Source organism: Sphingomonas sp. P3_C5, assembly GCF_056402635.1.
In genome coordinates this window covers 222,615-248,668 of the sequence record NZ_JBFUHA010000006.1, presented here as the reverse complement: position 1 = coordinate 248,668, position 26,054 = coordinate 222,615, and the positions used below count along the sequence as shown (strand labels likewise).

Sequence of the window (26,054 nt, the reverse complement as noted above, 5' to 3'; positions counted from 1 at the left end):
GGCATATTCAGGTCTGCGGTGGCCCAGACCAACCAACGGAGCAAAAGGGTGCGGGTAAAATTTCTTCTCGGGCTGATCGGGGCTGCTCTTCTCGCCCCGTTCGGCACCTCGGCCGGCGGCGCTGCCGCACCCACCCCTGACGGCAAGGCCCATTTTGAGTGGCTTGACTATAAGGGCCATGATGCCGTCTTCGATCGGCCGCTCGGCAAAGGCGAATATCGCAACCCGGTGCTCAGCGGCTTCTATGCCGACCCGAGCGCAGTGCGCGTCGGGGACGACTATTACCTGATCAACTCGACCTTCGCCTTCTATCCCGGAATCCCGATCTTCCACAGCCGCGACCTCGTGAACTGGAAGCAGATCGGCAACGTCATCGATCGGCCGGATATGATGCCGTTCGACGGACTCTGGCTGAGCAATAACGGCGTCTACGCGCCGCAGATCTCCTACCACCATGGCATTTTCTACGTCATCAACACCTGCATCCGGTGCGGCGGGAATTTCATCGTGACGGCGAAGAATCCGGCGGGACCCTGGTCCAAGCCGATCTGGCTGCCGCACATCGACGGGATCGATCCCTCGCTGTTCTTCGACGACGACGGCAAACTCTATGTCATCCACCAGGGCGGTCCGCCCAAGAAGCGCTACGACGCGCACACCGCGATCTGGCTGATGGAGGTGGACCCGGTCACCTTCGCCAAGCGCTCCGACGACGTCGTGCTGGTGGACGGTGGCGACAAGGCGCCGTGGCACACCGAATATATCGAAGGCCCGCACCTTTATAAGATCAACGGCCAGTATCTGGTGTTGGCGGCGGGCGGCGGCACCGGCTATTATCATGGCGAGCTTGCCTATAAATCGAGCAAGCCGTTCGGCCCCTACACCGCCAATCCCAACAACCCGATCCTGACCCAGTTCGGATTGCGCGACGATCGCCCAAATCCGGTGACCGCGGCCGGCCATGCCGACCTGCTGCAGGACGCTAAAGGCAAATGGTGGGCCTTCTTCCTCGGCACGCGCGTCTATGATCTGGCGACCCCGCCGCAGGATCCGGGCCGCTTTGCGACCGGGCGCGAAACCTTCATGCTGCCGGTGACCTGGCGGGATGGGTGGCCGGTCATAACCCCGAAAGGGACCGCGGTTCCCTACGCCGTCAAAGGGCCGGCGCTGCCGCGCAGGGTTCCGGCGGGGCGTTTCCTCAACGGCAATTATGCTGTCCGCGAGGCCTTCACCGGATCGGCGCTTGGGCCGCAATGGCTCTTCGCGCGGACGCCGCATACTGAGTGGTGGCAGGTGCGCGGCGGCGAGCTGACGGTCACGCCGCGGAGCGACCATATGGGCGACAAGGTCCAGCCGAGCTTCGTCGGCCGCCGCCTCGCGCATATGACCGCGTCCATCACCACGCCGATGCGGTTTCACCCGCACGGGGCCGGCGACGAAGCCGGGCTGATGGCGGTGCAGAATGACCATTTCTATTACGCCTTTGGGCTCGGCCTGAACGATGCCGGCAAGACCGTGCTGCGCGTCCGCGCGCGCGCGGGGGAGAAGGAGCCGTCACATGGCAGGCAGCTCGCCGAAACGCCGGTGCAGCTTCCCGCCGGGCGGCCGATTTATCTGCGCATGAACGTCGACAAGGCGAAAGCGGGCTTTTCGTACAGCCTTGACGGGAAACACTACCGGTCTGTTCTGAGCAATGCCGACGCCTCTCTGCTGACGACGGCGACGGCGGCCGGGTTCACCGGTGCGATCGTCGGACCCTATGCGGAGACGGGGACACAATAGTTTTGGGGACACTATACTAAATAGGCTGCGCCTGTGGTCTGGCCCAGTTAAATATAGTGTCCCTTTATTTCTCATGCGCGGTGGCGGGCCTTGGTCGCGTGCTGCGTGAAGCGGATCGATACCCTCGGCTCGCTGATTAACTTCGGAGACAAAACATGGACAAACACCCTGGCAACCTGAGCCGCCCTTCAGCCCGTCTCATGAACCGTCCGATTTTTTCCCTGATGGCCCTCGCCCTTGTCTCCGTCGCGTCTGGCGCCGTTCCGGCGGAACAGCCGGCACAGGCGGCTCCTGCGCACAATCCCCTTATCTGGGCCGACGTCCCGGACATCGCGATCATCCGTGTAGGAAAAACCTACTATATGAGCAGCACGACGATGCACATGAGCCCGGGCCTCCCGATCATGAAGTCGACGGACCTGGTCAACTGGCGGATGGCCTCCTACGCCTATGAAACCCTGGCCGACAACGAAGCCCTCCGCCTCGAAAACGGCAAGAACGCCTATGGTCAAGGCTCTTGGGCGAGCAGCCTGCGGTATCACGACGGCGTGTTCTATGCCTCGACTTTCTCCGCCAATACAGGACGCACCCACATCTACACCACGCGTGATCCGGAGCGAGGCCCGTGGAAAGCGACGAGTTTCGAGCCCTCGCTGGGTGACCATAGCTTGTTCTTCGACGACGACGGTCGCGTTTACATGGTTTTCGGGAGCGGTCGCATCACGCTTGTCGAACTGCAATCCGATCTTTCCGGCATCAAGCCCGGCGGCGTGAACAAGGTCATCGTCGACAACGTAAACGCCCTCTTCGGCGCTGACCAGGGCGGGCTCAAAGGGGAGGGCTCGCAGTTTTTCAAAGCCAATGGCCGCTATTACCTCGTCAACATCGCCTCGCCCGGGAGCCGCTGGGCGCGCACTGTCATCATCCACCGTGCCGACGCAATCGATGGTCCGTACGAGGGCCGCATCGCGCTCGATGATCGCGGCATCGCCCAGGGCAGCCTCATCGATACCCCGGAAGGCAAATGGTATGCCTATCTTTTCAAGGACAACGGCGCCGTCGGCCGCATCCCCTACCTGGTGCCCGTGACCTGGAAGGACGGCTGGCCCGTGCTCGGCCAGGACGGCAAGGTGCCCATGACGCTTGACATTCCCGCCGGCGGACAGGGCGCCTCCGGCGCATCCGGCATCGTCGCCTCCGACGAATTCGCCCGCCGGCCCGGCGCCCCCAGGCTGCCTCTCGCCTGGCAATGGAATCACAATCCTGAGCCTGGTTACTGGTCGCTCTCCAAGCGCCCCGGCTATCTGAGCTTAGTCACCAACCGGGTGGTTTCCGCTCTGCCCGAGGCTCCGAATACCCTCACTCAGCGCACCTTTGGGCCTGCCAGTTCCGCCACCACCAGCATCGACGTGAGCGGCATGAAAGACGGCGACTGGGCCGGCCTGGCCGCTTTTCAGAAGCGCTATGGTTTTGTTGGCGTCAAGATGAGCGAAGGCGCCAAATCTCTCGTCATGGTGAGCGCCGACTCCGACCATCCCGAGGAGATCGCCTCCATTCCCCTTTCTGGCAAAACTGTTCATCTGAGGGTCGAATGCGAATTTCAGCCCGCGCCTGAGGTCGCCCGCTTCTCCTACAGCCTCGACGGCAAATCCTGGATCCCCATTGGCCGTCCCTCGCGCCTGACCTACACCTTCCCGCACTTCATGGGGTATCGCTTCGCCCTCTTCTATTATTCGACCAAGACCGCCGGCGGCCGTGTCGACTTTGACTATTACCGGGTCGGGCCAGGCAGCAGCCCCCGCTGATCTTCGCCCGCCGAAGAGAAGCACCACCTCAAAGAGTTTTGGGGACACTATACTAAATAGGTCGCGCCAATCGAACCAGGGCCTCGTTATCTCCGCGTCCTCACACCTTTGCCGCATGATCGCCGCCAGATCGGCGAGGTGCCTAGAAACTGAGTGTGCACGTCATCAGCGCCCTGACACGATCTGTACAATGTTCTGTACAGATAGGAAATGTCAGTGGACCCTCATGACATTTCCAACAACCACGGAGACGCCGGTCGCTGTCTCCACCCGCCTGGTCCAAGCCCCGGCTGCGACAGCCCCCGATAGGTGTGACAAAATTCTCCAACAGCGGCGCTCGGTTTCCGCACATTCCCCTCGTGATATCCCCTCCAGCATCCGAAATCCGCGCCGAATTATGTCACACGTCCAACATTTTCGCCGCGAACCCGCGCAGGCGATTCAACCCGTGCCTGAAATCGCCCATAGCGTCATTGCGAGCCATCAGAAGGCGCGCGCTCTGTTCTTCCGCTCCGCGATGCGCCAAGAAAATCTGTTCCCCTCTCGTTCCGTTTCCGCTAGGCCCATACCCCATGGCAAAACCTCAGAAACGCTATGTCTGCCAGGCCTGTGGCTCCGTCGCGAACCGCTGGGCGGGGCAGTGCGCCGATTGCGCTGAGTGGAACACGCTGGTCGAGGAGGTGGGCGGCATCGTCACGCCGTTCCAGGCCAAGCATAACCTGCAATCCGGCGGCCGGGCGATGACGATGGTCGGGCTCGATGCCGAGATCACCCTGCCCGAGCGCATGCCAAGCGGCATCGCCGAGCTCGACCGCGCGCTTGGCGGCGGCTTCGTCGAAGGCTCGGCGACGCTGATCGGCGGCGATCCCGGGATCGGCAAATCGACCCTGTTGCTGCAGGCGGCGGCGCAGATGGCGCTGGCCGGGCTGCCGGTCGCCTATGTTTCGGGCGAGGAGGCGGTCGACCAGGTCAGGCTCCGCGCCCGCCGGCTCGGGCTCGGCGCCGCGCCGGTGCAGCTCGCCGCGGCCACTTCCACGCGCGATATCCTGACGACCTTGGGGCAGGGGAGGCCGCCCGCTTTGCTGGTGATCGATTCCATCCAGACCATGCATTCGGACCTGATCGAAGGCGCCCCCGGCACCGTCAGCCAGGTCCGCGCCTCGGCGCAGGAGCTGATCCGCTTCGCGAAGGAGCGCGGCACCGCGGTGGTGCTGGTCGGCCATGTCACCAAGGACGGCAGCATCGCCGGCCCGCGCGTGCTCGAGCATATGGTCGATACCGTGCTGAGCTTCGAGGGCGAGCGCAGCCACCAATATCGCATCCTCCGCGCCATCAAGAACCGCTTCGGCGGCACCGACGAGATCGGCGTTTTCGCGATGGTCGCCGAGGGGCTGGCCGAGGTGTCGAACCCGTCGGCCCTGTTCCTCACCCAGCGCGACGAGGGCGTGACGGGCACCGTGGTGTTCCCGGCGCTCGAGGGCACAAGGCCGGTGCTGGTCGAGATCCAGGCTTTGGTCGTCCGCCTCGCCAGTGGCGCCACGCCAAGGCGGGCGGTGGTCGGCTGGGATTCAGGCCGGCTGGCGATGGTCCTCGCCGTGCTCGAAGCGCGGTGCGGGCTCAGCTTCTCCTCCTCCGAAGTCTACCTCAACATCGCCGGCGGCTACCGCGTGCAGGATCCCGCCGCCGATCTCGCAGTGGCAGCCGCGCTCGTCTCGGCGCTCAGCGAAAGACCGGTGCCATCGGACGCTGTCGCGTTCGGCGAGATCGCCCTGTCCGGCGAAATCCGCCCGGTGGCGCACGGCCCGCTCCGCCTCAAGGAAGCCGGTAAGCTCGGCTTCGAGCGCGCGCTGGTGCCGGGCGCGATCGCCGGCGACAAGAGCGGCCTCACGCTATCCGGCTTCCGCACGCTCGGCGGCTTCGTTGACCATATGCTCGGGCGAGGATAGCGACGGTCTTTTAGGCAGGTACGCGCACCGATGGGACTGACTGCACTCGATATTCTCGTCCTCATCGCTGTCGGCGGCGCGGCCGTTCTCGGGCTGATGCGCGGCTTCGTGACGGAGGTGCTGTCGCTGTTCGCCTGGGTCGCGATCATCTTCATGCTGAAGCTGTTCCACACCCCGCTCGCCCATCTGTTGTCCAATTCGGTCGGCACGGTGACGGGCGCTGCCGTCCTGTCCTTCGCGATCATCTCGGGCGTGACCTATTTCGCCGGCCGCGCGGTCGCGAGGGCAATCGGCTCGCGGACGCGCGATTCGGTCCTCGGCCCGGTCGATCGCGCGCTCGGCTTCGGCTTCGGCGCGCTCAAGGGCCTGATCCTCGCGAGCCTCGGCTTCCTGCTCGTCGTGCTGGTGACGGACACCATGCATGGCGGCCCCTCGCACCGCCCCGAATGGCTGAGCAAGTCGCGCACCTATCCCCTGCTCAACGCGACCAGCGCGAGCATCGCCGATTTCGTCGACCGCCGCCGCAAGGGCCAGCCGGTATTCGGTCCCCGCGGTGCGGCGCCTGCCGACAACAGCGCCGATGCAGGGAATGTGACGAAGTGATCCTCATGTCGTCAGCCGAACGCCAGGGGGTGTGCTGCGCACGTTCCTGCCTTACATCAGTCGCATGAACGCGCCGCTCTACAACACCGAAATCCTGCGTCTCGCCGCGACCATCCCCCATCACGAGCGGCTCGCCGATCCGATGGGCACCGCCGAGAAGCGTTCACCGGTCTGCGGCAGCAGGGTGACGGTCGACGTAAACATGGATGACGAGGGCAGGGTGGCTGAGGTCGGCCTGCTGGTGCGCGCCTGCGCCCTCGGCCAGGCCTCCTCATCGCTGATGGCCGCCAGCGTGCTCGGGAAGACCCCGCAGGAACTGGCCGCCGCACGCGACGCACTGACGGCATGGCTGGCAGGCGAGGGGCCGCTCCCCGACTGGCCCGGCTTCGAACTCTTCACCCCCGCGCTGCCGCACACCGCCCGCCACGCCTCGATCCGGCTCGCCTTCGAAGCCGCCGCCGAGGCCGCCACCACCGCTCGCGCCAGCGCTACCGCATGACGGAAAGCCTGCTCTACGACGCAGTCGTCCTGCTCGGCTTCGGCCTGTTCTTCGTCCTGATCTTCAGGCGCCTCGGCCTTGGCGCGACCCTTGGCTATCTCGTCGCCGGCGCGCTGGTCGGCCCGCAGGCGCTTCACCTGATCGACGGGGCTCAATCCAAGATCGGCGTCGCTGAGCTCGGCATCACCCTCCTGCTGTTCATCGTCGGGCTCGAGCTCAACCCGCAGCGTCTATGGACGCTCAAAAAGGAGATTTTCGGACTAGGCCTGCTCCAGGTCGTGCTCTGCGGGCTCGCCGTCTCGGCGGTAGTGATGGCCATCAGCAAAATGTCGACCGCGCCATTTTCCGTCGCGGCCGCGCTCGCGCTCGGCCTCCCGCTCGCGCTCTCCTCGACCGCGCAGGTGCTGCCGCTGCTGCAATCGGCGGGAAGGCTCCGCACTCCGTTCGGCGAGCGCGCCTTTTCGATCCTGCTGTTCCAGGACCTGTCGATCGTACCGCTGATCACGATCGTCGCGGTGATGTCGCGCAACCCGGCGGACATGAACGGCCCACCGGGCTGGCTGCTCTTCATCTACACGGTACTTGCGGTGGTCGGGCTGATCCTCGCCGGGCGCTATCTGCTGCGGCCCTTGTTCCGCATCATCGGCAATCTCGGCGAGCGCGAGATGTTCGTCTTTGCCGGCCTGTTCACCGTCATCGCCGCCGCCGCGGTGATGGAGGCGCTCGGCCTGTCGACCGCGCTCGGCGCCTTCGTCGCCGGCGTGATGCTGGCCGACAGCCCCTATCGCCACGAGCTCGAAGCCGATGTCGAGCCATTCCGCTCGATCCTGCTCGGCCTGTTCTTCTTGGCGGTCGGCATGATGCTCGATCTCCACGCGATCGCTGACCGGCCCTTCTTCGTGATCGGCATGGCGTTCGCGCTGATCGTCACCAAGGCGGCGATCATCATGGGCATCGGCCTGATCTTCAAGATGACCTGGCGCAGCGCGCTCGCGCTCGGGCTGCTGCTCAGCCAGGGCGGCGAGTTCGGCTTCGTCCTGTTCGCCCAGGCGCAGCACGCCTATCTGATCGCGCCCGAGGCGGCGAGCCTGTTCGGTGCGATCGTCACCCTCTCCATGGCGACCACCCCGTTCCTGATGCGCATCACCGAAGGCATGCGTGCCGAACCCATCAGGGGCGGCGAGCGCGATGAGCCGACGTCCGACGGCGCCAACGCGCTGGTCGTCGGCTATGGCCGCTTCGGCCAGACGGTCGCGCAGATGCTCATCGCGCAGGGCGTCCCCGTTACCCTGATCGATACCGATATCGAGATGATCGACGTCGCCGGCAGCTTCGGCGCCAAGGTCTATTATGGCGATGGCACCAGGCTCGATCTGCTGCGCCAGGCCGGCGCTGCCGAGGCCGAGCTGATCCTGTTCTGCATCGATGGCGACCAGCTCGACGCCGCGCTGATGGAGGCAGTCCATGAGGCTTTCCCCAAGGCGGCGATTTTCGCGCGCACCTTCGATCGCCGAGCACTCATCAAGCTCAAGGGCTCGCCGGTTGCCGGCGTGGTGCGCGAAGTCCTCGAATCCGCAGTCAAGATGGCGCGGATGGCGATGCGCAGCCTCAACATCAGCGATGAGGAGATCGCCCGCACCGAGGATATGTACCGCGCGCGCGACAAGGAACGCCTCAAGGTCCAGTATGAGACCGGAGATCTCCGCGCCGCGCTCGACCGGATCATCACCCAGCCGGCGCGCGAGAGCGAAGACGAGTCGGAGTGAAGAACCGCTCGCTTCTCGCGCGGATCGGCTTTGCCGTAGCGGGGTGGCGAGCGGCCTGGACACGCGAGCGCAGCTTCAGGACTCAAGTCGGGTTCGCCGGTTTCGCGCTCCTTGCATTGCTTATGCTGCGGCCGTCCCCGATCTGGTGGGCGATCGTCGCCGTGACATGTGCCCTGGTGCTCGCGCTCGAGTTGATCAATTCAGCGCTGGAGGGCCTGATCGATCTGCTCCATCCCGCAATCCACCCCGAGATCAAGGTCATCAAGGACATGCTCGCCGGCGCAGTGCTGGCGATCAGCTGCGCCGCGCTCGTCGTCGCGCTGGCGCTGGCCGTCGCCTATGTCCATGCGATCCTGCTGAGGCTCGAAACATGAGGTGCTGCCCATGAACTGGATCCTGCTCGTCGCGGCCCTGTCCGGCGCGATCGCCGTCGCAGCGGGCGCCTTCGGCGCGCACGGCGCAAGCGGCCCTGCGGCCGAATGGCTGAAGACCGGCGCGCACTACCAGCTGGTCCACGCCATCGCCGCCATCGCGATCCTGCGGCTGGAGGCGAGGGGGCCGGCCTGGCTCTTCCTCACCGGCGGCGCGATCTTCGCCGGCACGCTCTATCTGATGGCACTGGGCCTGCCGCGATGGCTCGGCGCGATTACGCCGATCGGCGGCGCACTCCTGATCGCCGGCTGGCTATGGCTCGCCTGGATCGGTGCGCGATCGGCCTGATCTCCCTCTCCCGTTCGGGGAGACGGAAGGGTGAGGGGGAGTGAGGCTCGAACCCTGCCCCAAGGCGGTTCTCAGCTCACCGCAAATGACACATTCTTCAGTTGATTTCCGCACCGTAGCACACCATGTCGCCACCCGGACGCGCGACCGTGCGCCCGTTTCGTCAATTTTTCCCAAGCCGGGGATCATGTCCAGCAACGACCATAGTCGATCGACCGTGCCGCCAAGGCCTTTCGCGCTGCGCTGACCCCATCAGCTCACCCGCGACAGGCCATGGCGGCCGGTCGCACAAGAGGTGAGTTATGAACGCAATCCGTTTCTTCGCAGATCTGCGCCGCGCGTCCCTGCCGCGCGATCCCAACGTCATCTTCGCCGAGCGGCTGACCGTCGGCGAGCGCCTCGCCGATCGAGTCGCCTCAGTCGGCGGCTCCTGGGGCTTCATTGTCGGCTTCGGCGTTTTCCTCGCCGGATGGGCGTTCCTCAACCTGGTGTTGCTCGGTGCGCGCGCCTTCGATCCCTTTCCCTTCATCTTCCTCAACCTGATGCTGTCGATGCTCGCCGCGCTCCAGGCCCCGATCATCATGATGAGTCAGAACCGCCAGGCAGCGAAGGACCGGCTCGAAGCACGGCTCGATTACGAGACCAATCTACGCGCCGAGGCCCAGATCGAGGGGCTGCACGAGAAGATCGAGCTGCTCCAGGCCCAGATCGCGTTCCTCGTGGACGCGCGCCGGATCGACTCCTGATCGCGAAAAAATAACGGCGCCATGTCACATCCGGTCACCCTGTCTCGTCTTGTCGTTCGGGAACCAACCCGAACGACAAAGGATGACGATATGACCCCGAGATTGAACCCCTTCGCCGCCGCTCCCAAGGAGATGAAGGCCTGGCTCGATTACAGCCTCACCGTCGGCGGAAGCCTCGAAAAGCCGCTGCTCGAGCTGGTCAAGATCCGCGCCTCGCAGATCAATGGCTGCGCCAATTGCCTGCACATGCACACGCTCGATGCGCGCAAAAATGGCGAGAGCGAGGAGCGCATCTACCTCCTCGACGCCTGGCAGGAATCGCCGCTCTACACGGATCGCGAGCGGGCTGCGCTCGGCTGGACCGAGGCGCTGACAAAGCTGAGTGAAACCCGCGCGCCCGATGCTGTATATCAGGCGGTGAAGGCGCAGTTCACTGAGGAGGAGCAAGTGAATCTCACCCTGATGATCATTGCGATCAACGGCTGGAACCGGATCGCCGAGGGCTTCCGCTTCGTCCATCCGGTTACCGTCACGGCAAAGGCCGCCTGAGATGGCATCGGCTCCATCGTCGGACGCAGCGGCGTCGTTCGATCCGCTGCGCCCGACGTTGGTCCGCATCGCCTATCGCATGCTCGGCTCGGTCGCCGACGCGGAGGATGTCGTCCAGGACGCCTTCCTCCGCTGGCTCGGCACCGACCGCGCGGCGGTACGGGTGCCCGAGGCGTTCCTCCGCCGCGTCGTCACCCGGCTGTGCCTCGACCAGCTCAAATCCGCCCGCCACAGCCGCGAGACCTATATCGGCCCCTGGCTCCCCGAGCCGATTGTTGCTGACGAGGAAGATGTCGATGACGTGACCCTCCCGCTGATGCTCGCGCTCGAACGCCTGTCTCCACTCGAGCGCGCCGCCTTCCTGCTCCACGACGTGTTCGGGGTGAGCTTCGAAGAGATCGCCGAGACAGTCGACCGCGACCCCGCCGCCTGCCGCCAGCTCGCCAGCCGCGCCCGAACCCATGTCCGAGCCTCCCGCCCGCGCTTCGATATGCCGCGCGAGCGGGGCATGGAGATCGCGGAAGCCTTTTTCGCGGCCTCGCGCAGTGGCGACATGGGCGCGCTCAGTGCAATGCTCGCCGCCGACGTGACCGTCCACGCCGATGGCGGCGGCAAAGCCTCAGCCGCCGCCCGCCCGATCATCGGCTTCGACGAGGTGCTGAAGCTGCAGGCCGGCCTCGCGCGCTATTTCGCCGAACATATGTCCCGCATGATTCGCTGGGGCTTCGTCAACGGCCTGCCCGGCTTCGTCACGATGGAGCATGGCGGCGTGCTGCAAACCACCGCACTTGCGATCGAGGACGGCAAGGTCGTCGCGATCTACATAACCCGCAATCCCGACAAGCTGCGGCATCTGGGCGAGGACACGGTCCACTAGGCGGGGGCGGCGGGAAGATCATCATGCGCTGGTCCGTTCATTTGGCAGTCAGCTTCATCCAGCCTATGACAGCCCATGACCCATTTGATGCCCGCGACCCTCCGCGCTTTCCCGATCGCGCTTGCCCTTGTCGCGGGAGCGTCCTGCTGGTCGACCGCGGCGACCGCACAATCCACAGTGGCGCCGACGATTGTGCAGCCCATCTCGTCCCCGGCCGACGATACCATTCGCCTGACCGAGGCGCAGCGCATGGAGATCCTGGACCACAACACAGTCGAGAGCGCCGCCGCCGCCCGCGGCGAACTCTCGGACTCGCGAAGCGCTGGGCGGGGTATTCACGGCGAGGTCGGCGTCATGATCGGATCGCACGGCACGCGTGGCGTGTACGGCACCGCCGACATTCCGCTCGGCGACAATGCGGGCGCTACGGTGTCGTTCGAAAGCAGCCGTTACGGATATCGGCGCTAGCATCTGATCCCTGACGTAATTGCTCGCGGCGCGAGGCCCCGGGCAGAGCGACGTCTCCTGTACCTGCCGATCAAACCGATCATGAGCTCCAGCCTCGGTGAGGTGTGGCTATAGCGGATCACTGAAGCTGTCTCCGCCCGTCTCGAGGCGGCCGGCAAAATGGTAGGTTAAATCGGAGGTTTCGACGGTGAAGTCATACCAGTTTGCGCTTGCCTTCACCTTCCAAACCGCGCCGGCCGGGTTGTGTGCTGACACGTTCAGTCGCTGTTGCGGATTGATGCGATAGGCGTCTTGACCGATCGTTGCAGGCGCGGCCGTTGGAACTGAGGATGTGAGATTGAGCCTGAGTTGTTGGCGGGCAGGCTCATAGCGTGCGACAACTCTCGTTCCCGCGCCTGCGGGGGCGAGTTTACCCGTGAAACCGCGCACGAACCCGTTCGTGCCAAGCACCAGGACATCGAGCTTCCCGTCCACAGCAGCTCGCCACTGACCCGTCATGCGCTTGCCGGCTTCGACCGTGTAGCGGCGCGGGATTTCGTCGAGCCGCAGGCGATCATAGACATGGAAAACCGTGCCCGCAGTGCCTTCGTTGATGAACTCCAGCGTCAGCGAGTCGCCGTTCGATGCGATTGCTGCGTCGACATGGAGCACATAAGGCAGGCCGCGCGATCGGCGAATGCCCCCCTCCTGAACGAGCCGCTCGGCCGCGCGGGGCGGCAAGACCTTGGGGCGCGCGAGATGCGTGGCGAGGATTTGCACAGAACCAGAAGCATCGGGGAGTTTGGGGAACGCCGCATCCTCACGGCCGGCAAAATCAAAGCACGACGTCAGATCGCTGCAGACTGCGCGGTGCCACGGGCTGATGCCCGGGATGGTAACGCCAAAGCGCGCCTCGAGGAATTGGCCGACCGAGGTGTGATCCGCGACCTCGCTGTTTACCCAGCCGCCCTTGCTCCAAGGCGACACGACATACATGGGCACGCGCGGGCCAAGACCCCATGCACGGATGGTGCCGCTGGCGACGTCATCGCGCGACGTATATTTATCTTCGTGATCGTCGAAATAATGGCCGGCGAGATCAAGCGTCGCGCCGCCGGCGAGGGTACCATCGATATTGTAGGAGGGCGGCGCGGGCGGCGGCAGGTGATCGAACTGGCCGTCATTCTCGTCGAAAGTCTGGAAAAACACGGTCTGCGCCCAGACTGCCGGATTCGCGGTCAGAGCGTTGAGCACTCTGGCAGTGAATTCGGCGCCTTCGATCGGCGTCGAAGCGGAGGGATGTTCGGACCATTTCATCGGCGGCAGAATCCAGGAAACCGCCGGCAGCGTGCCATCGCGTACATCCTGTTCGAGCCGTTCGAGGGAAAATGGGCTCATGCCACGCTCGAAAAGGGGTGACCCTGGCTTGGCGGTGCGAAAGCCGGTGAAGGCAAGGCCGCCGTGCATCGCGCCTGTCCAGTTGTCGTTGGGATCCTGATAGATTCGCCAATCGATCCCGGCATTCTGCAGCACTTCCGGGATGGTCTGCCACGTCAGGTCATTGCCGGCATAGGTATAGCCCGGCTCCGGAAGGGCGCCCTTGATCCAGCAGCGCAGATTATTCGGCTCCGAATGATCCTCGCGGCTGTTCACGCCTTTCGCGCGCAGTTCCGGATCAAAGCTCGCGCCAGACCAGAACACGACACGATTCGGGTCCGTGCCCGAGGTCACCGAGCAGTGATAGGCGTCACAGATGGTGAAGGCTTCGGCGAGTGCAAACTGGAATGGGATATCCTCGCGTTTGAAATAACCCATTGAATAGTCAGTCTTGTATTTCGGCCAGAAGCCGAACTTCCCTTGATTCCACGCTGCCTGCGCATCGGAGAAACTATGCGGGGTTCCAGGCACTTTGAGCGCGTTGGTCGTCGCAGTGTCCAAGTGAAAGGGTGGCAACTCGCGGACGCCATTTGACTGCTGCCAGATCGAACGGCCGCCGCTCATGGGAACAGTGTGCCGGTCACCAAATCCGCGCACGCCGCGCATCGTTCCGAAATAGTGATCGAAGGACCGATTCTCCTGCATCAGGATAACGATGTGCTTTACGTCCTTGATCGTGCCGGTCCCGCGATGCGCCGGCAAGGCAAGAGCATGGCTGATGCTGGCCGGCAGCGCCAATCCCGCGCCGGCTCCGCCCGCCACTTTGAGAAATGTGCGACGGCTCTGATCAGTCATGGTGGGCGGCCCTTTTCCGAATCCAAGACCGGAGAAGCTTTCCCTCCTCCGCATCGGGCCCCTGTGAAGATGGCCGTCGCACAGCCGTACAGGCCCAATGTGACGGTAAATTGAATATGTCGTATATTTTTATCGACAAATTGTGAGTGTATCTCAACTAAAATATACTTTAATTTGAGAAAATATCGTGAGAAGGGCCTGTGCCCCGCTAGAATCGTTTGATCGACAGGACGTCGAAGGTCTCGCGCAACGTGGCGGTCGAGCGGTCGTAATCCGCCATCGCCAGAGCCGCGATCAGCGCGTCGACCACGCAGAGCTGGGCAATGCGACTCGCCATTGCCTCGGTGCGAAATTGCGTTTCGCGGGCCATGGTGAACAGCACGATGTCGGCATAGGCCTGGATCGGCGAGCGCGCGAAATTCGTGATTACGATGGTCTTGGCGCCCGCCTCTTTGGCCAGTCGGGTCGCAGCGACGGTTTCGTGGGTTGCGCCGGTATGCGACACTGTCAGCACCGCGACATCGGGGTCGCACCGCGACGCGCTGATCGCCTGGATGTGGCTGTCCGTAACCGCACGGGCATCCAGGCCGATGCGGATCATCCGATAATGAGCATCCTCCGCGATCGGTGCGGATGATCCGATCCCGTATATCTCCACCCGCTTCGACGCGCGGATCATCTGCATCGCGGCGGTCAGTGTGTCCGGCTGGATCACTGACATCGTGTCACGCAGCGCCTGGATGCCCGAATGAAAAACCTTGCGGCAGATCGCATCGATGCTGTCGTCGCGATCGAGATCCTCATGAATGAACTGCACCGGCTGAACCAGCTCCTGCGCAAGGCTGAGCTTGAGCTGCTGGAAACCGGAAAGGCCGATGCTCCGGCAGAAATTGATGATGCTGCCATCACTGACCTCGACCGCCTCGGCCAGATCAGTAACGGACATGCCCATAATGGCCTCCGGCTCAGCGAGGACATAGTCCGCGATACGCTGCGCGCTGCGCGCCATTGCCGGGCGCGCCACCTGAATTCGGGTCAGCGCATTTTCCACCGGAGCGTTGTTGGATGCGCCGTTCGTGCGGGCACTCGCAGCTTTTGTCTCAGTCATAGAAATCCAGTCGCCTCATGGGCCGGGTTCCCCCGCGACTGACGCTTACACATAAAAATCTTCCAGAGGAAATTCAAAACGCTCATTAAGTGCGCCGCACAATAATGAGTGTATTTCATTTTACTGTCACAGCTACGGGATAGGCCGAGTCGCGTCGGGGTAGGGAGTGCCGCCGCGGATCGAGCCATCGTTCCGCGCGTGGCGCCGCTTGCTCGTCGCTCAGACAACCAAGGGGTATTGTCGTGAATCATGATTCAATGCGTTGCGGCGGGCGTTTGCTCGTCGCGCTGATGCTTGGCTGTGCCTGGTCCGGAATTGCGTCGGCGCAATCGATCCAGAAAGTCTCGGCAACCTCGGTCGCCAGCGATGCGCGGCCTACGCCAGAGCGCGACAATGACGACGTCGTCGTGATCGGAACGCGGATCAAGGAAACCGCGACTGCGGCCGAGGCCACCGAGTTTGGCAACAACGTTCAGATCGTCGGGTCGGAAGCAATCGCCGCCAGCGGGGCCAGCAATTTCGCTGAAGTCGCACAGTTTCTGCTCAAGGGTGTGAACATCGGTTACTCGCCCGACGAAGGCGAATACACGATCCGCCTCGACGGCGGCGGCGACCGCGACACGCTGGTCGTGCTGGACAATGTGCCGCTGTATGATCGCGGGCCCGCGCTGGAGACCATCTGGCCCGCGACCACGATCGATCCGCATATGATCGATCATGTCGAGGTATTCCGGGGCGGCAACAGCCTGTTCTTCGGCAGCAACGGCGGAATCGGTGTCGTGAACATCGTGACGAAGCGGCCCGATGGCGGCAAAAGGTTCGAACTCGGCGCCAGCTATGGTTCGTTCAATTCGCGCGAGCTTTGGGGCAATGCCAGCTTCCCGCTGGATGCCGATGGCCGCCATAGCGTGATGTTCTACGGCGGCTCGCAGCAGACGGATGGGCCGCGCATCTACAACCCGGCCGATTACGTCGACAATGTCGCAGCTGGCGGCGGGGTGCAGAAATTTCCGCTCAACCGCACCAATGTCGGCTTCAAATATCTGTGGAAGATCGACGACAAATCCGAATTTCGGCTCAACGCGCAATATACCGAGCTGATTTTCCAGGATGCCTTCCCCGATACCAACACCTTCTCGCCGAACCGCGTCCGCTACCCGATTGCCGACCTGTCGCTTGATCGCCGCTGGTCCGACAAGCTTTATACCGAATTCGGTTTGTACTGGACCAACCCGCTTCTCAACAACACCGAGACTTACCCGGACGTGTGCCGCGTTCCCACGGGTTGCGTCGATCCCAATACGCCGTCGGTGACCATCCCCTGGGGCAAATGGACCGGTCGCAATATTCCGTTCGTGAACCAGGGCTTTGGCAAGGATTCAAAGACAGGCGGCTTTCAGGAAATGGGCCTCAACCTGCGCAACACGCTCAGCCTGAAGGACATTGTCGAAGTGGTCGGCGGCGTTCAGATCGTACAATATAGCGACGATTCAGATCCGGTCTTCCCGATTGGCGACAAGAAGACGACGGTGACTGGGCTCTATATCGATGTCCGTCCCGTTCTCCCGTTCAGCCCGTCGACCAAGATTTCCGGAGCGATCCGCACTGATTTTATCTCCGGGGCTTCATCGCGCACGATCTGGAAGTTCGGTTTTCGTCAGCCGATCGGCCCGGCCTATATCCGCGCGAATGGCGGCACCTCGTACAGCGCGCCGCAGAACAATGAGCGCTTCACCCAGACCGTCACCCTGGTCGGCAATCCCGATCTGAAGACTGAAACCACCAGGACCTTCAACGGTGCAGTCGGCATTGCGGGCGAGTTCGATGGTGGCGGATATTCGCTCGAGGCCGGCTATTTCCGCACCGATATCGGAAACCGTATTCGCACGACGGCGGGCCTCACGCCGAACACCTATTATAACGACACGGCCGTTACCCAGATTCGCGGCATCACCGCCGATGTGAATTTCAATCTTGGCAGCACCTTCACCTTCAATCTCGGCTTCACCAAGCAACAGGCGCGGGTGAAGGGAACGCCGTTCCAGATCAACGAGACGCCGGAATATTTCTTTCAGGGAGGGATGACCTATGCCAGCCCCGACAAGAAATTCCATGCAACCCTTCTGCCGCGTTATCAGGGGCCGGAATGGTCGACTGGGGGCGTCAACACGACCATCAATGGCGTCGTGACACCTCAGTTCCGGCACAATTTCGGCAATTATCTGGTCGTGAACGGGTCGCTGGCTTTTTGGGCCGGCGATAAGCAGCAGCACAAGATTCAGCTGCGCTTCGTGAATATCCTGAATGAACATTATGCCGAGCGTTACGGCTACGGAAACCGCCGCCTCAGCGAAGCCTTTATCAAGGGCCAGATCGTCACCAACGGCCCCGGCTATTTTTATGGCTATCCGTTTGAGGGGAAACCGCGGAGCGTCTTCCTTTCCTACACGACCATGTTCTGAGTTCGGGTTCTGAATTCAGCCCGTCGGCCACCGCCATTGCGGTGGCCGACGCGGTTCATGCATCTGTCATAACCGGGGCGTAGCGGGCAGGCGACAGCCGAGGGAGCCCCCGCCGATGAATCCGCTGCACGTGGTTGCAATCCTCCTGGTTGGGGTCGCGGCGACGGCTGGATTATGGCGTTCAACCCCTGCCAGGCCCAGCGTCCTGCGGGTCGTCCTTATCCCGGCCGATGGCGGGACGGAGGATGGCACGATCGCGGACTATCGCCCGATCTTCGGCGCGGTGGCAAAGGACACGGGCATGGTTTTCGACCTGAAGGTCGCGCAATCCTATAGCGCGGCCGTCGAGAGCCTGTGTAACGGCACGGCCGACATCGCCTTTGTCGGCCCGGTGACGTTTCTGCAGGCCAGAAAGCGTGGATGCGCGGAGTTGCTTGCGGTCGCCGTCAATTCCGGAGAATCGGTTTATTATTCAGCCTGGTTCGCGCGGCGAGGGAGCGGAATCCATACCATCGCGGACGCGCGCGGCAGGCGTCTGGCGCTGGGGGATGTGAATTCGACCTCAGCCTTTGTCTATCCGGTCGCGATGCTGTTGAAGGCAGGCATCGATCCAGCCAGGGATATAGCGGCGATCCGCCTTACCGGCAGCCACGCCGGCAATCTTTCCGCCCTGATCGACAATCGTGTCGATCTCGCCGCGATGTCGCTCGAATCCTATGGCAAGGCGGTGCGTGCCGGCGTCGACGGCGCCCGCGATCTCGTCGTTGTGGCGCGGAGCGAGCCGATCCCCAATCCGCCGCTGATCATGAATACGCATTTGCCTGAGCCGACCAAGACAAAGCTGCGCCTTGCATTCCAGACCATCGCCGATCGCCGCGGTGTCACTCCTGATATGGTGCGCGGATATGGGGGAGGGCGGGTGGATCGATACGATACCAAATTCCCTCTGTCGGGCTTCGATGGCGTCGCCGCCACGACGGCACAGGTAAGTCCGCACCTTGTCGGACGACTCCTCGCCCGCGCGTCCGAACGCTGACCGTGGACATCCAACTCGACGATTGCTCACTGACATATTCGAGCGGGCACCGGGCGATCGATGCGGTGAGCATCGCCATCCCTAGCGGACAGATTTGCGTCATCCTGGGGACGTCGGGCGCAGGCAAGTCGACGTTGCTGGGCATGATAAACGGCGTCGCCATGCCGACCTCAGGACGTGTCGTCCTTGGTGGCACGATAGTGACGGCGGCGAACGCGCGCAGTGTTCGCCGCAACGTCGCGACCGTAAGGCAAGATCTCGGTCTCGTCGCCCGGTCGAGCGTCGCCGCCAACATCGTGGCCGGGGTAGTGGCCCACATGCCGATCTGGCGGGTTCTGCTGGGCTTGCCCTCTGCCGCGCACCGCGCCCGCGCCTGTGCGCTTGCTGCGGCTATGGGGCTCGATCCCGAACATATGGGGCGTCGCGCTGAGCGGTTATCGGGAGGCCAGCAACAGCGCGTTGCCATCGCCCGGGCACTCATGCCGGCAGCGCCGATGATTCTGGTCGATGAGCCCGTCGCCAGCCTTGATCCACTGACGGCGCGAACTGCGCTGGCGCTGCTTCGGAATGAGGCGAAGCGCTCCCGCGCGACAATGCTGTGCACCCTTCACCAACCCGATTTGGTGATGGATTTCGCGGACAGGGTCATCGGCCTGGAGCGGGGCCGGCTGATCCTCGACATGCCGATCGCTGAGTTCAGCACCCGTGATACAGCAATGTTTTACAAGAAGACCGCGGCTGCACCTCTGACCATATGTGAGGTCGCGGCGTGAGCCACGCATCGCCCGCTTCCCACAAATACCCCGACACCTACTCGATCCGCTCCGTAGCTGCATTGATGGCCGCCCTGATCGCTCTGGCGGTGATCGGCCACCGGGTGGAGATCGATCGCGTGCTGACGGCGCCGGGACTGTCCGCTGAAGGTGCGTTCGCCTTTGCGGGTCGCTTCCTCCCGCCGCAAATCGAGGAGCGGGATCCGCTTGCTGCTTCAGCACCGCAACGCGTGGCCTGGCCGTCGCGGATTGAGCATGGTCGACCGCTGAACGAAGATTTCGATCAGGCGTCGGGGAGGATTGTCCGCACCTCCGCGCCGCAGGATTTCGTCGTCAGGCCCTTCGGATACGTGACGCTGGTTGCGATCAAGATGGCGGAAACCATCGAAATCGCGCTTTGGGGGACAGTCCTTGCGCTGCTGATGGGGTTGCCACTGGCATTGCTCAGCGCGCGCGTCCTGTTGCCGAGCACGATTTTCAGCCACGGTGCCCGACTTGTCGTAGCGATGCTGCGCACGATGCCCGAACTGATCACCGCGCTCCTCCTCGTGGCCGTGTATGGTTTCGGACCAATCGCCGGGGTGATGGCGCTCGGACTTCACGGCGCGGGCTTCCTCGGCAAGTTCTTCGCTGAGGATTCCGCAAATGCCGATCGCAAACCGCGGGAGGCGCTGGGTGCATTCGGGGCCGGAAGCCTGGCCGTCTGGCGGCTCGCCGTTCTTCCCGAAATACTCCCTCAGGCGATTGCTTCGACGCTGTACATTCTTGACCGCAATGTGCGGATGGCGACTGTCATCGGCCTGGTCGGCGCGGGCGGAATCGGGCAGGAATTGAAGGGCCGGCTCGATCTCTACGAATATCACCGGGTCAGCACGATCTTGATCGCAATTTTTGCCATCGTTCTCATGCTCGATGCGCTGTCGGCAAGGATTCGGCGGCGCCTGGAGTGAGGCGGCCGAAAGGTCAATCTCAGACCGCGTTGCGAAGCAAAGCTCGGAAATGGCGGCCGAAGATATTACCTGCCGACCGGTCCCATGACGCTACCGCCGCCACACCGGGCCCTTGATCACCACGCCCCGTGCCTTGAGCCGGTCCAACACCCCACCGCCCTCGGCAAGCACCCGCAACGGCACCACCGCCAGCGTAACCCCGGGCTGACGCAGCGCCGCCTCCAGGGCATCGTCCCACTGCCGCCGCAGCTCCGGCCCGTAGCGGCCGTCAGTCCAGGGCCAGCACGAGCCGAGCGCGTCCTCGATAGGTGAAGCCATCACGCTGGACACATCCAGGTCAGTCCAGTCGCGGCCGCGTTGCTGCACGCCGTCGGGGCCATTCTCATAAGCGGCCATCGCAGCGTGGAGGCAGGGCACATGCGTTTCCGGCGCGGCGCTGAACAGGCTGTCGAGGATCTCCTTGCCGCGCAGCACCCCCACCGGCCGCGTCGCGATCTTGCGGTCGCGCGCCGTGTCCCGGACGACCTCGGAAGCGTCGTCGGCGGTGTCATGGTTGAACCGCAGCTCCTTGGTCAGCAGGCCAAAGCCCGTGATCAGCATGCTCTGCCCGCCATAGCTTTGGTGCGTCTGGCCTTCGATCGAGGTCAGCCGGGCTTGCTCGGCCGGCGTCAGATAGTCAGCGGTGGTATGGCCAGCGGGCAAATGTTTGAGCTTGCCGAGCTTGAACATGAGCCGAAAGATATCGCCGACGGTGAAACTGGCCTTCACCCCCAGGATCACGCGATCGGCGCGCGCCGTCGCCGCCTGAAGCCGCTCGGGCCGCCAGCGCACCGCCTTGGGAACATTTCTGATTTCGCCGACGAGCAGCACAGTGCTGCCGTTCACGCTCGCCTCCCAGATCGGCACGCCCGAGGCGCGCGCGGTGACGACGATATCTTCCGATACGGATTGCCCGGCCACGCCGTCCGGTTGCATTTGCGCGCCGGCCGGCACGGCGAAGAATGCCAGCGCGAGCGCCGCAAGCAGGTGCGTTTTCGTTGATTCCACCGACATCCCCCGATCAACCCATCAATGATAACAGCGTCAGCAGACCTCCCGCCGCGAAGAATCGGGAGTTGGGAGGCGAGATGACTCAACCTTTCCTGAATCTGCCGCAGTCACAAGTCCGATCTGCTGTCGCAGGCCGACCCGCCTATCCCGCCGCCACTGTCTCGCGGCCAAGAAACGCCGCGACGTCCCTCAGGTCCACCGACTTGTCGAGAAAACTTTTCCCGATCCCGCGCGCCAGCAGGAAGGGCAGGGTGCCCGCGTCCATCTTTTTGTCGTGGAGCATATGCGCAACCAGCGTATCGCCGTCCGCCGCGATCCCCGCCGCCGCCACACTATCCGGCAAGCCGATTGCACGCAGATGCGCCGCGACCCGCTCGGCATCCTGGCCGGAGCAAAGAGCCTTCGCCGCCGAATAGCTGAACGCCAGCGCCATCCCGGCCGCGACCGCTTCGCCGTGGAGAAGCCGGTCCGAGAAACCCGCCTCCGCCTCCAGCGCATGGCCGAACGTATGCCCGAGATTGAGCAGCGCCCGAGCGCCCGTCGTCTCGCGCTCGTCCTCAGCGACGATCCGCGCCTTGGCGCCGACCGAATGCGCAATGGCATAAGACCGCGCTGCCGGATCGCCCGCCAGCAGGGCGGCGGCATTCGCCTCGCACCATTCGAAAAAGGCGAAATCGTCGATCAGGCCATATTTCACCACCTCGGCATAACCGGCACGGACCTGACGCAAGGCGAGGGTGTCGAGCACGTCGGGATCGATCAGCACCAGGGCCGGCTGATGAAAGGCCCCGATCAGATTCTTTCCCGCCCGCGCATTGATCGCCGTCTTGCCGCCCACCGACGAATCGACCTGGGCGAGCAGGGTGGTGGGAATCTGCACGAAGCCGCAGCCGCGCTTCAGGATCGCGGTCGCAAAGCCGACCAGATCGCCGATCACCCCGCCGCCCAGCGCCACGACATGGTCGCCGCGCTCAATGCCGAGCTCGATCAGTCGGTCTGTCAGCATCTCGAGCGTCCCCCAGCTCTTCGATCCTTCGCCGGGAGGGAGGATGATCGCCTCGCTCTTCACCCCCGATGCGGCGAGCGACGCCTGCAAAGTCGCGAGATGCACCGTCACATTCTCGTCGGTCACGATCGCCATCGTGCGCCCGCGCGCAAGCGGCGCGAGCCAGGTGCCGGCACGGCCGAGCAGCCCGGCCTCCACCACCACGTCATAACTGCGGTCGCCAAGTGCAACCGGGATGTTGATCATAGGTCGAGCGCTTTCAGGATCGCGTTGACGGTCGCTTCGTGCGGCGCGTGATGGCTTGGCACACGAATCGGTGCCAGCGCGTAGATCGGGTTGCGGACCTTGGCCAGTTCGTCGAGCGCCTGGCGTGGATCGCGGCCGCGCAGTAGCGGCCGGGTGTCGCGCCGGCCGACCCGATCCGCGAGGACTGCGGTGTTGGCGTCGAGCCAGATCGCCAGCGCCGATTCGAGGATCAGCGCGCGGGTTTCGTCATTGATGAAGGCGCCGCCGCCGGTCGCGATCACCTTGGGCGTGCCGTCGATCAGCCGCGCGATGACACGGCGCTCCCCGTCGCGGAAATGCGCCTCGCCGAAGCGCGCGAAGATATCGGCGATCGACATGCCCGCCGCCGCCTCGATCTCCGAATCGGCATCGACAAAGGGCAGCCGCATCCGTGCTGCCAGACGGCGACCGACAGTTGATTTGCCGGCGCCCATCAGGCCTATCAGCACGATCGGAGGGCCGGTCCAGTCCGGCACGGAGGTGTGTGTTTGAAACATTGAAACGGGGGCTATACAGCGAGCCTGCCCGTCGGGCAAAAGGCGCGCGCAACCGGTTATTGCAAGTTTGTACAAGGTTCACCCATGTCCCGTTCGTTGATTGCGCTCATCGTCATCCTGGTCGTGGTGATCGGGGGGCTGTTCGTCCTTGCCGGGCGCTCGCATGAAAAGCCGCAGGTTCGGGTCGAGAAAGCGGTGCCGCTTGCGAATCTCTCGAACTAGCGTCGCGCTCGGCGCGATCGCGGCGGTATTGATCGGCGCGGGGATTCCCGCGCTCGGTCAGGACAAGCCCGAATCGATTCTGCCGCCCGGCTTCGGCGATCCGGTCACCGCGCCGACACCCGCGCCCGCGCCGACCGGAGCCAGACCCGCCCCATCCGCGAGCGGCACGCCAACCAGTGCCACACCCACGCCGTCCGTGTCGGGCACGCCCGGCGCGACCGAAACGCCGGCAATCGATCCAGCCGCGCTCGCGCGCTACGAGATGCCCGAATATGCCCGGCGTTCGCTCGATCTGGTCGGCCCGGTCGGCCCGGCTGAAGGCGGCGTCGAGTCCAATGCGTTCGGCAATGAGGATGGCCGTTTTCTCGAAACGCTGATGCGCCGGCTCGATACGCCGATCGCGTCGCGCTGGCTCTCGATCGGCCTCCGCCGCGCGCTGCTCTCGCGGCTCACGACGCCGCGCCAGGTCAACGGCGCCGATTTCGCCGCCGAGCGCGCCTGGCTGCTGCTCCGCATGGGCGAGGCGGCGGCGGCGCGCGGTGTCGTGCAATATGTCGATACGGACAATTATACCCCCAAGCTCTATGAGGTCGCGCTGCAGACGGCGCTCGCAAATGGCGATCCCGCCGCCCTGTGCTCGGCCGCCGATGGTGGGGCAGCGCTCGGGCGCGAACGCGGCTGGGTGCTCGCCCAGGCGATGTGCGCCGGCCTCGCGGGTCAGCCGACCAAGGCGCAGGCGCTGATCAAATCGGCGCGCGATACCGGCGTTGCCGGCGGCATCGATCTGCTGCTCGCGCAAAAGATCGCGGGCAGCGGCGCCAAGGGCGTTCAGGCGGTGACGATCGAATGGGAATCCGTCGATCGCCTCACGGCGTGGCGCTATGGTCTCGCGATGGCGAGCGGCGCCGAGATTCCCGACGCGCTCTTCGCCACCGTCTCCCCGACCGTTCAGTCATGGCGCGCCCTTTCGCCTTCGCTGACCGCAAAGGTCCGTGCCAGTGCGGCCGAACAGGCGGCGGTGCGCGGCGTCTTTTCGAACGCGGCCCTGGTCGATCTCTACGGCGCGATCGATGCCGATGACGATCAGTCCGGCGCTGAGGTTGGCATCGCGCATGATCTGCGCACTGCCTACACCGCTGAGCTTCCCGCCCGGATCGAGGCGCTGAAGGGCCTGTGGGATGAGCCCAAGACCCCCGACGGCCGCTATGCCCGCCTCATCCTGACCGCCCGCGCTGCGGCGCGCATTCCGGTCGATACGGCTGATGTCGATGTCGACCGGCTTATCGCCTCGATGCTGACCGCCGGGCTCGATCGTTCGGCGATGCGCTGGCACGACAAGGCGCCGCGCTATGGCGATGCCTGGGCGATGCTCGCGCTCGCTGATCCCGATCGGGTCGCCATCAGCTATGCCGATGTCGGCCGCTACAAGTCAGCCAATGAGACGCTGCTGAAGCGCCAGATGCTGTTCGCCGGCCTCGCCGGGCTCGGCCGCATGTCGGCGGCCGATATCAATCGCGGCGCGAGCGGGCTCGACGTGCCGATCGGCGCTGACAATGCCTGGACCCGCGCGCTCAGCCACGCGGCGATCGCGCACGAACCAGCGACCGTGCTGCTGCTCGCCGGCATCGGCATGCAGACCCGGCTGTGGCACGGCGTGTCGCCGGTTGCGCTGTATCACATCGTCACCGCGCTCAGGGCGGTCGGTCTGGAGGGCGAGGCGCGCATGATCGCCGCCGAGGCCATCGCCCGGCTTTGATCGCGACTGCGCCCGGCACCGACCGCGCGCTGATCGAGCGTTTCCTCGAGATGATGGCGGCCGAAGCGGGGGCTGCGAAGAACACTATCGCTGCCTATCGCAGCGATCTGTCGCTCGCCTCGGACTTTCTCGGCCATGGTCTCGCGGCGGCCTCGCCTGACGACCTGGCCCGGCTCGGCGCACAGTGGCTCGATCTCTCCCGGTCGAGCGTCGCGCGCAAATCCGCGGCGCTCAGGCGCTTCTTCGCCTTCCTCGCCGATGAGGGCCACCGCGCCGATGATCCCGGTGCGGCACTGCCCAGGCCGGGCGCACAGCGGCGCCTGCCCAAGATCCTCGGGCACGGCGACGTCGACCGCCTGTTCGAAGCGATCGCCGCCCGCATCGCCCGAGTCCCGCCCGATCCGAACGACCTCCGTCTCGCGGCGCTGTTCGAACTCCTTTACGGCTCCGGCCTGCGCGCGACGGAACTGGTGTCGCTTCCCCGCAACGCCATCGCCCCCGATCGCCCCTATCTCATCCTGCGCGGCAAGGGCGGGCGTGAGCGGCTCGTGCCGATCTCGGACCGCGCCCGTGCCGCGGTGGCGGTGTGGCGCGATCATGTCGCGACCGACCGGGCCTGGCTCTTCCCCTCAGGCAAATCGCACCTTTCGCGAGTGCGGCTGTTCCAGCTGGTGCGGGTGCTGGCGTCTGAGGCGGGCATCCCGCCCGACCGGATCAGCCCGCACGTCCTGCGCCATGCCTTTGCGACTCACCTGCTCGAGGGCGGCGCAGATCTGCGCGCGTTGCAATCCATGCTCGGCCATGCCGATATCGCGACCACCGAGATCTACACCCATGTCGATGCCAGCCGCCTCGTCGAGCTGGTCAACACGCGCCATCCACTCACCGACGCCAAGCGCCGCGTTGACGCGAAGCGCCGCGACGCCTAACCGACGCG

The 26,054-nt window shown here is 64.4% G+C and carries 24 protein-coding genes; 19 read left to right on the top strand and 5 right to left on the bottom strand.

The window, feature by feature from the left end:
- Window positions 1–48 precede the first annotated feature (48 nt).
- The 12 genes from AC1DVS_RS16690 to AC1DVS_RS16635 all read left to right on the top strand — a co-directional run bounded on the left by AC1DVS_RS16690 (window position 49) and on the right by AC1DVS_RS16635 (window position 11,761).
- Entirely contained in the window at window positions 49–1,782 is a 1,734-nt protein-coding gene (locus AC1DVS_RS16690) for a glycoside hydrolase family 43 protein (RefSeq protein WP_478024881.1), read from the top strand.
- 155 nt (window positions 1,783–1,937) lie between these two features.
- Window positions 1,938–3,587 carry a glycoside hydrolase family 43 protein gene (locus tag AC1DVS_RS16685; RefSeq protein ID WP_478024879.1) on the top strand — a complete coding sequence of 550 codons (1,650 nt, stop codon included), beginning with the start codon at window positions 1,938–1,940 and terminating at the stop codon, window positions 3,585–3,587.
- A gap of 572 nt (window positions 3,588–4,159) precedes the next feature.
- On the top strand, window positions 4,160–5,533 hold the full coding sequence (gene radA, locus AC1DVS_RS16680) for a DNA repair protein RadA (protein ID WP_478024877.1): 1,374 nt from the start codon (window positions 4,160–4,162) through the stop codon (window positions 5,531–5,533).
- 30 nt (window positions 5,534–5,563) lie between these two features.
- The gene (locus AC1DVS_RS16675; RefSeq protein ID WP_478024875.1) at window positions 5,564–6,136 is read left to right on the top strand and encodes a CvpA family protein; all 573 of its coding nucleotides are present in this window, start codon (window positions 5,564–5,566) and stop codon (window positions 6,134–6,136) included.
- A 64-nt stretch (window positions 6,137–6,200) separates the two neighbouring features.
- Window positions 6,201–6,635, top strand: a complete 435-nt coding sequence (locus tag AC1DVS_RS16670; RefSeq protein ID WP_478025086.1) for an iron-sulfur cluster assembly scaffold protein — start codon at window positions 6,201–6,203, stop codon at window positions 6,633–6,635.
- Window positions 6,632–8,401 carry a cation:proton antiporter domain-containing protein gene (locus tag AC1DVS_RS16665; RefSeq protein ID WP_478024873.1) on the top strand — a complete coding sequence of 590 codons (1,770 nt, stop codon included), beginning with the start codon at window positions 6,632–6,634 and terminating at the stop codon, window positions 8,399–8,401. Before AC1DVS_RS16670 ends, AC1DVS_RS16665 begins: the two co-directional genes overlap by 4 nt.
- Window positions 8,398–8,775, top strand: coding sequence for a diacylglycerol kinase (locus tag AC1DVS_RS16660; RefSeq protein WP_478024871.1), 378 nt, complete (start codon window positions 8,398–8,400; stop codon window positions 8,773–8,775). The genes AC1DVS_RS16665 and AC1DVS_RS16660 overlap by 4 nt, the downstream gene beginning before the upstream one ends.
- Before the next feature lie 10 nt (window positions 8,776–8,785).
- Window positions 8,786–9,121 (top strand): DUF423 domain-containing protein, encoded by a 336-nt coding sequence (locus AC1DVS_RS16655; protein ID WP_478024869.1) that lies wholly within the window; start codon window positions 8,786–8,788, stop codon window positions 9,119–9,121.
- 302 nt (window positions 9,122–9,423) lie between these two features.
- Entirely contained in the window at window positions 9,424–9,867 is a 444-nt protein-coding gene (locus AC1DVS_RS16650) for a DUF1003 domain-containing protein (protein WP_478024867.1), read from the top strand.
- Window positions 9,868–9,957: 90 nt separating this feature from the next.
- Window positions 9,958–10,416, top strand: a complete 459-nt coding sequence (locus tag AC1DVS_RS16645; protein ID WP_478024865.1) for a carboxymuconolactone decarboxylase family protein — start codon at window positions 9,958–9,960, stop codon at window positions 10,414–10,416.
- 1 nt (window position 10,417) lies between these two features.
- Entirely contained in the window at window positions 10,418–11,293 is an 876-nt protein-coding gene (locus AC1DVS_RS16640; protein WP_478024863.1) for a sigma-70 family RNA polymerase sigma factor, read from the top strand.
- Between the two features lie 75 nt (window positions 11,294–11,368).
- A complete protein-coding gene (locus AC1DVS_RS16635; protein WP_478024861.1) occupies window positions 11,369–11,761 on the top strand; it encodes a hypothetical protein in 393 nt (130 codons plus the stop codon).
- Between the two features lie 108 nt (window positions 11,762–11,869).
- On the opposite strand, the gene AC1DVS_RS16630 is transcribed toward AC1DVS_RS16635, so the two are convergent.
- Complete coding sequence (locus tag AC1DVS_RS16630) at window positions 11,870–13,972, bottom strand: phosphocholine-specific phospholipase C (RefSeq protein ID WP_478024859.1); 2,103 nt, start codon at window positions 13,970–13,972, stop codon at window positions 11,870–11,872.
- A 208-nt stretch (window positions 13,973–14,180) separates the two neighbouring features.
- A complete protein-coding gene (locus AC1DVS_RS16625; protein WP_478024857.1) occupies window positions 14,181–15,080 on the bottom strand; it encodes a MurR/RpiR family transcriptional regulator in 900 nt (299 codons plus the stop codon).
- A gap of 242 nt (window positions 15,081–15,322) precedes the next feature.
- On the opposite strand from AC1DVS_RS16625, the gene AC1DVS_RS16620 reads away from it, so the two are divergent.
- From AC1DVS_RS16620 to phnE, 4 genes are all read left to right on the top strand, one after another.
- Window positions 15,323–17,542 carry a TonB-dependent receptor plug domain-containing protein gene (locus tag AC1DVS_RS16620; protein ID WP_478024855.1) on the top strand — a complete coding sequence of 740 codons (2,220 nt, stop codon included), beginning with the start codon at window positions 15,323–15,325 and terminating at the stop codon, window positions 17,540–17,542.
- A 115-nt stretch (window positions 17,543–17,657) separates the two neighbouring features.
- A complete protein-coding gene (locus tag AC1DVS_RS16615) occupies window positions 17,658–18,578 on the top strand; it encodes a phosphate/phosphite/phosphonate ABC transporter substrate-binding protein (protein ID WP_478024853.1) in 921 nt (306 codons plus the stop codon).
- Window positions 18,579–18,580: 2 nt separating this feature from the next.
- Window positions 18,581–19,351: a phosphonate ABC transporter ATP-binding protein gene (locus tag AC1DVS_RS16610; RefSeq protein ID WP_478024851.1), complete on the top strand. Its 771-nt coding sequence runs from the start codon at window positions 18,581–18,583 to the stop codon at window positions 19,349–19,351.
- Window positions 19,348–20,301, top strand: coding sequence for a phosphonate ABC transporter, permease protein PhnE (phnE, locus tag AC1DVS_RS16605; RefSeq protein ID WP_478024849.1), 954 nt, complete (start codon window positions 19,348–19,350; stop codon window positions 20,299–20,301). Before AC1DVS_RS16610 ends, phnE begins: the two co-directional genes overlap by 4 nt.
- A 90-nt stretch (window positions 20,302–20,391) precedes the next feature.
- Here the strand turns inward: phnE and AC1DVS_RS16600 are convergent, their stop codons facing one another.
- From AC1DVS_RS16600 to AC1DVS_RS16590, 3 genes are all read right to left on the bottom strand, one after another.
- Complete coding sequence (locus AC1DVS_RS16600) at window positions 20,392–21,348, bottom strand: TraB/GumN family protein (protein WP_478024847.1); 957 nt, start codon at window positions 21,346–21,348, stop codon at window positions 20,392–20,394.
- 145 nt (window positions 21,349–21,493) lie between these two features.
- A complete protein-coding gene (gene aroB, locus AC1DVS_RS16595; RefSeq protein ID WP_478024845.1) occupies window positions 21,494–22,603 on the bottom strand; it encodes a 3-dehydroquinate synthase in 1,110 nt (369 codons plus the stop codon).
- Complete coding sequence (locus AC1DVS_RS16590) at window positions 22,600–23,139, bottom strand: shikimate kinase (RefSeq protein WP_478024843.1); 540 nt, start codon at window positions 23,137–23,139, stop codon at window positions 22,600–22,602. The genes aroB and AC1DVS_RS16590 overlap by 4 nt, the downstream gene beginning before the upstream one ends.
- A gap of 84 nt (window positions 23,140–23,223) precedes the next feature.
- On the opposite strand from AC1DVS_RS16590, the gene AC1DVS_RS16585 reads away from it, so the two are divergent.
- From AC1DVS_RS16585 to AC1DVS_RS16575, 3 genes are read left to right on the top strand one after another with little or no spacing between them, the layout of a single operon-like run.
- Window positions 23,224–23,361, top strand: coding sequence for a hypothetical protein (locus tag AC1DVS_RS16585; protein ID WP_478024841.1), 138 nt, complete (start codon window positions 23,224–23,226; stop codon window positions 23,359–23,361).
- Window positions 23,342–25,117: a hypothetical protein gene (locus AC1DVS_RS16580; protein WP_478024839.1), complete on the top strand. Its 1,776-nt coding sequence runs from the start codon at window positions 23,342–23,344 to the stop codon at window positions 25,115–25,117. Before AC1DVS_RS16585 ends, AC1DVS_RS16580 begins: the two co-directional genes overlap by 20 nt.
- The gene (locus tag AC1DVS_RS16575; protein WP_478024837.1) at window positions 25,114–26,046 is read left to right on the top strand and encodes a tyrosine-type recombinase/integrase; all 933 of its coding nucleotides are present in this window, start codon (window positions 25,114–25,116) and stop codon (window positions 26,044–26,046) included. Before AC1DVS_RS16580 ends, AC1DVS_RS16575 begins: the two co-directional genes overlap by 4 nt.
- The last annotated feature ends 8 nt before the right edge of the window (window positions 26,047–26,054 follow it).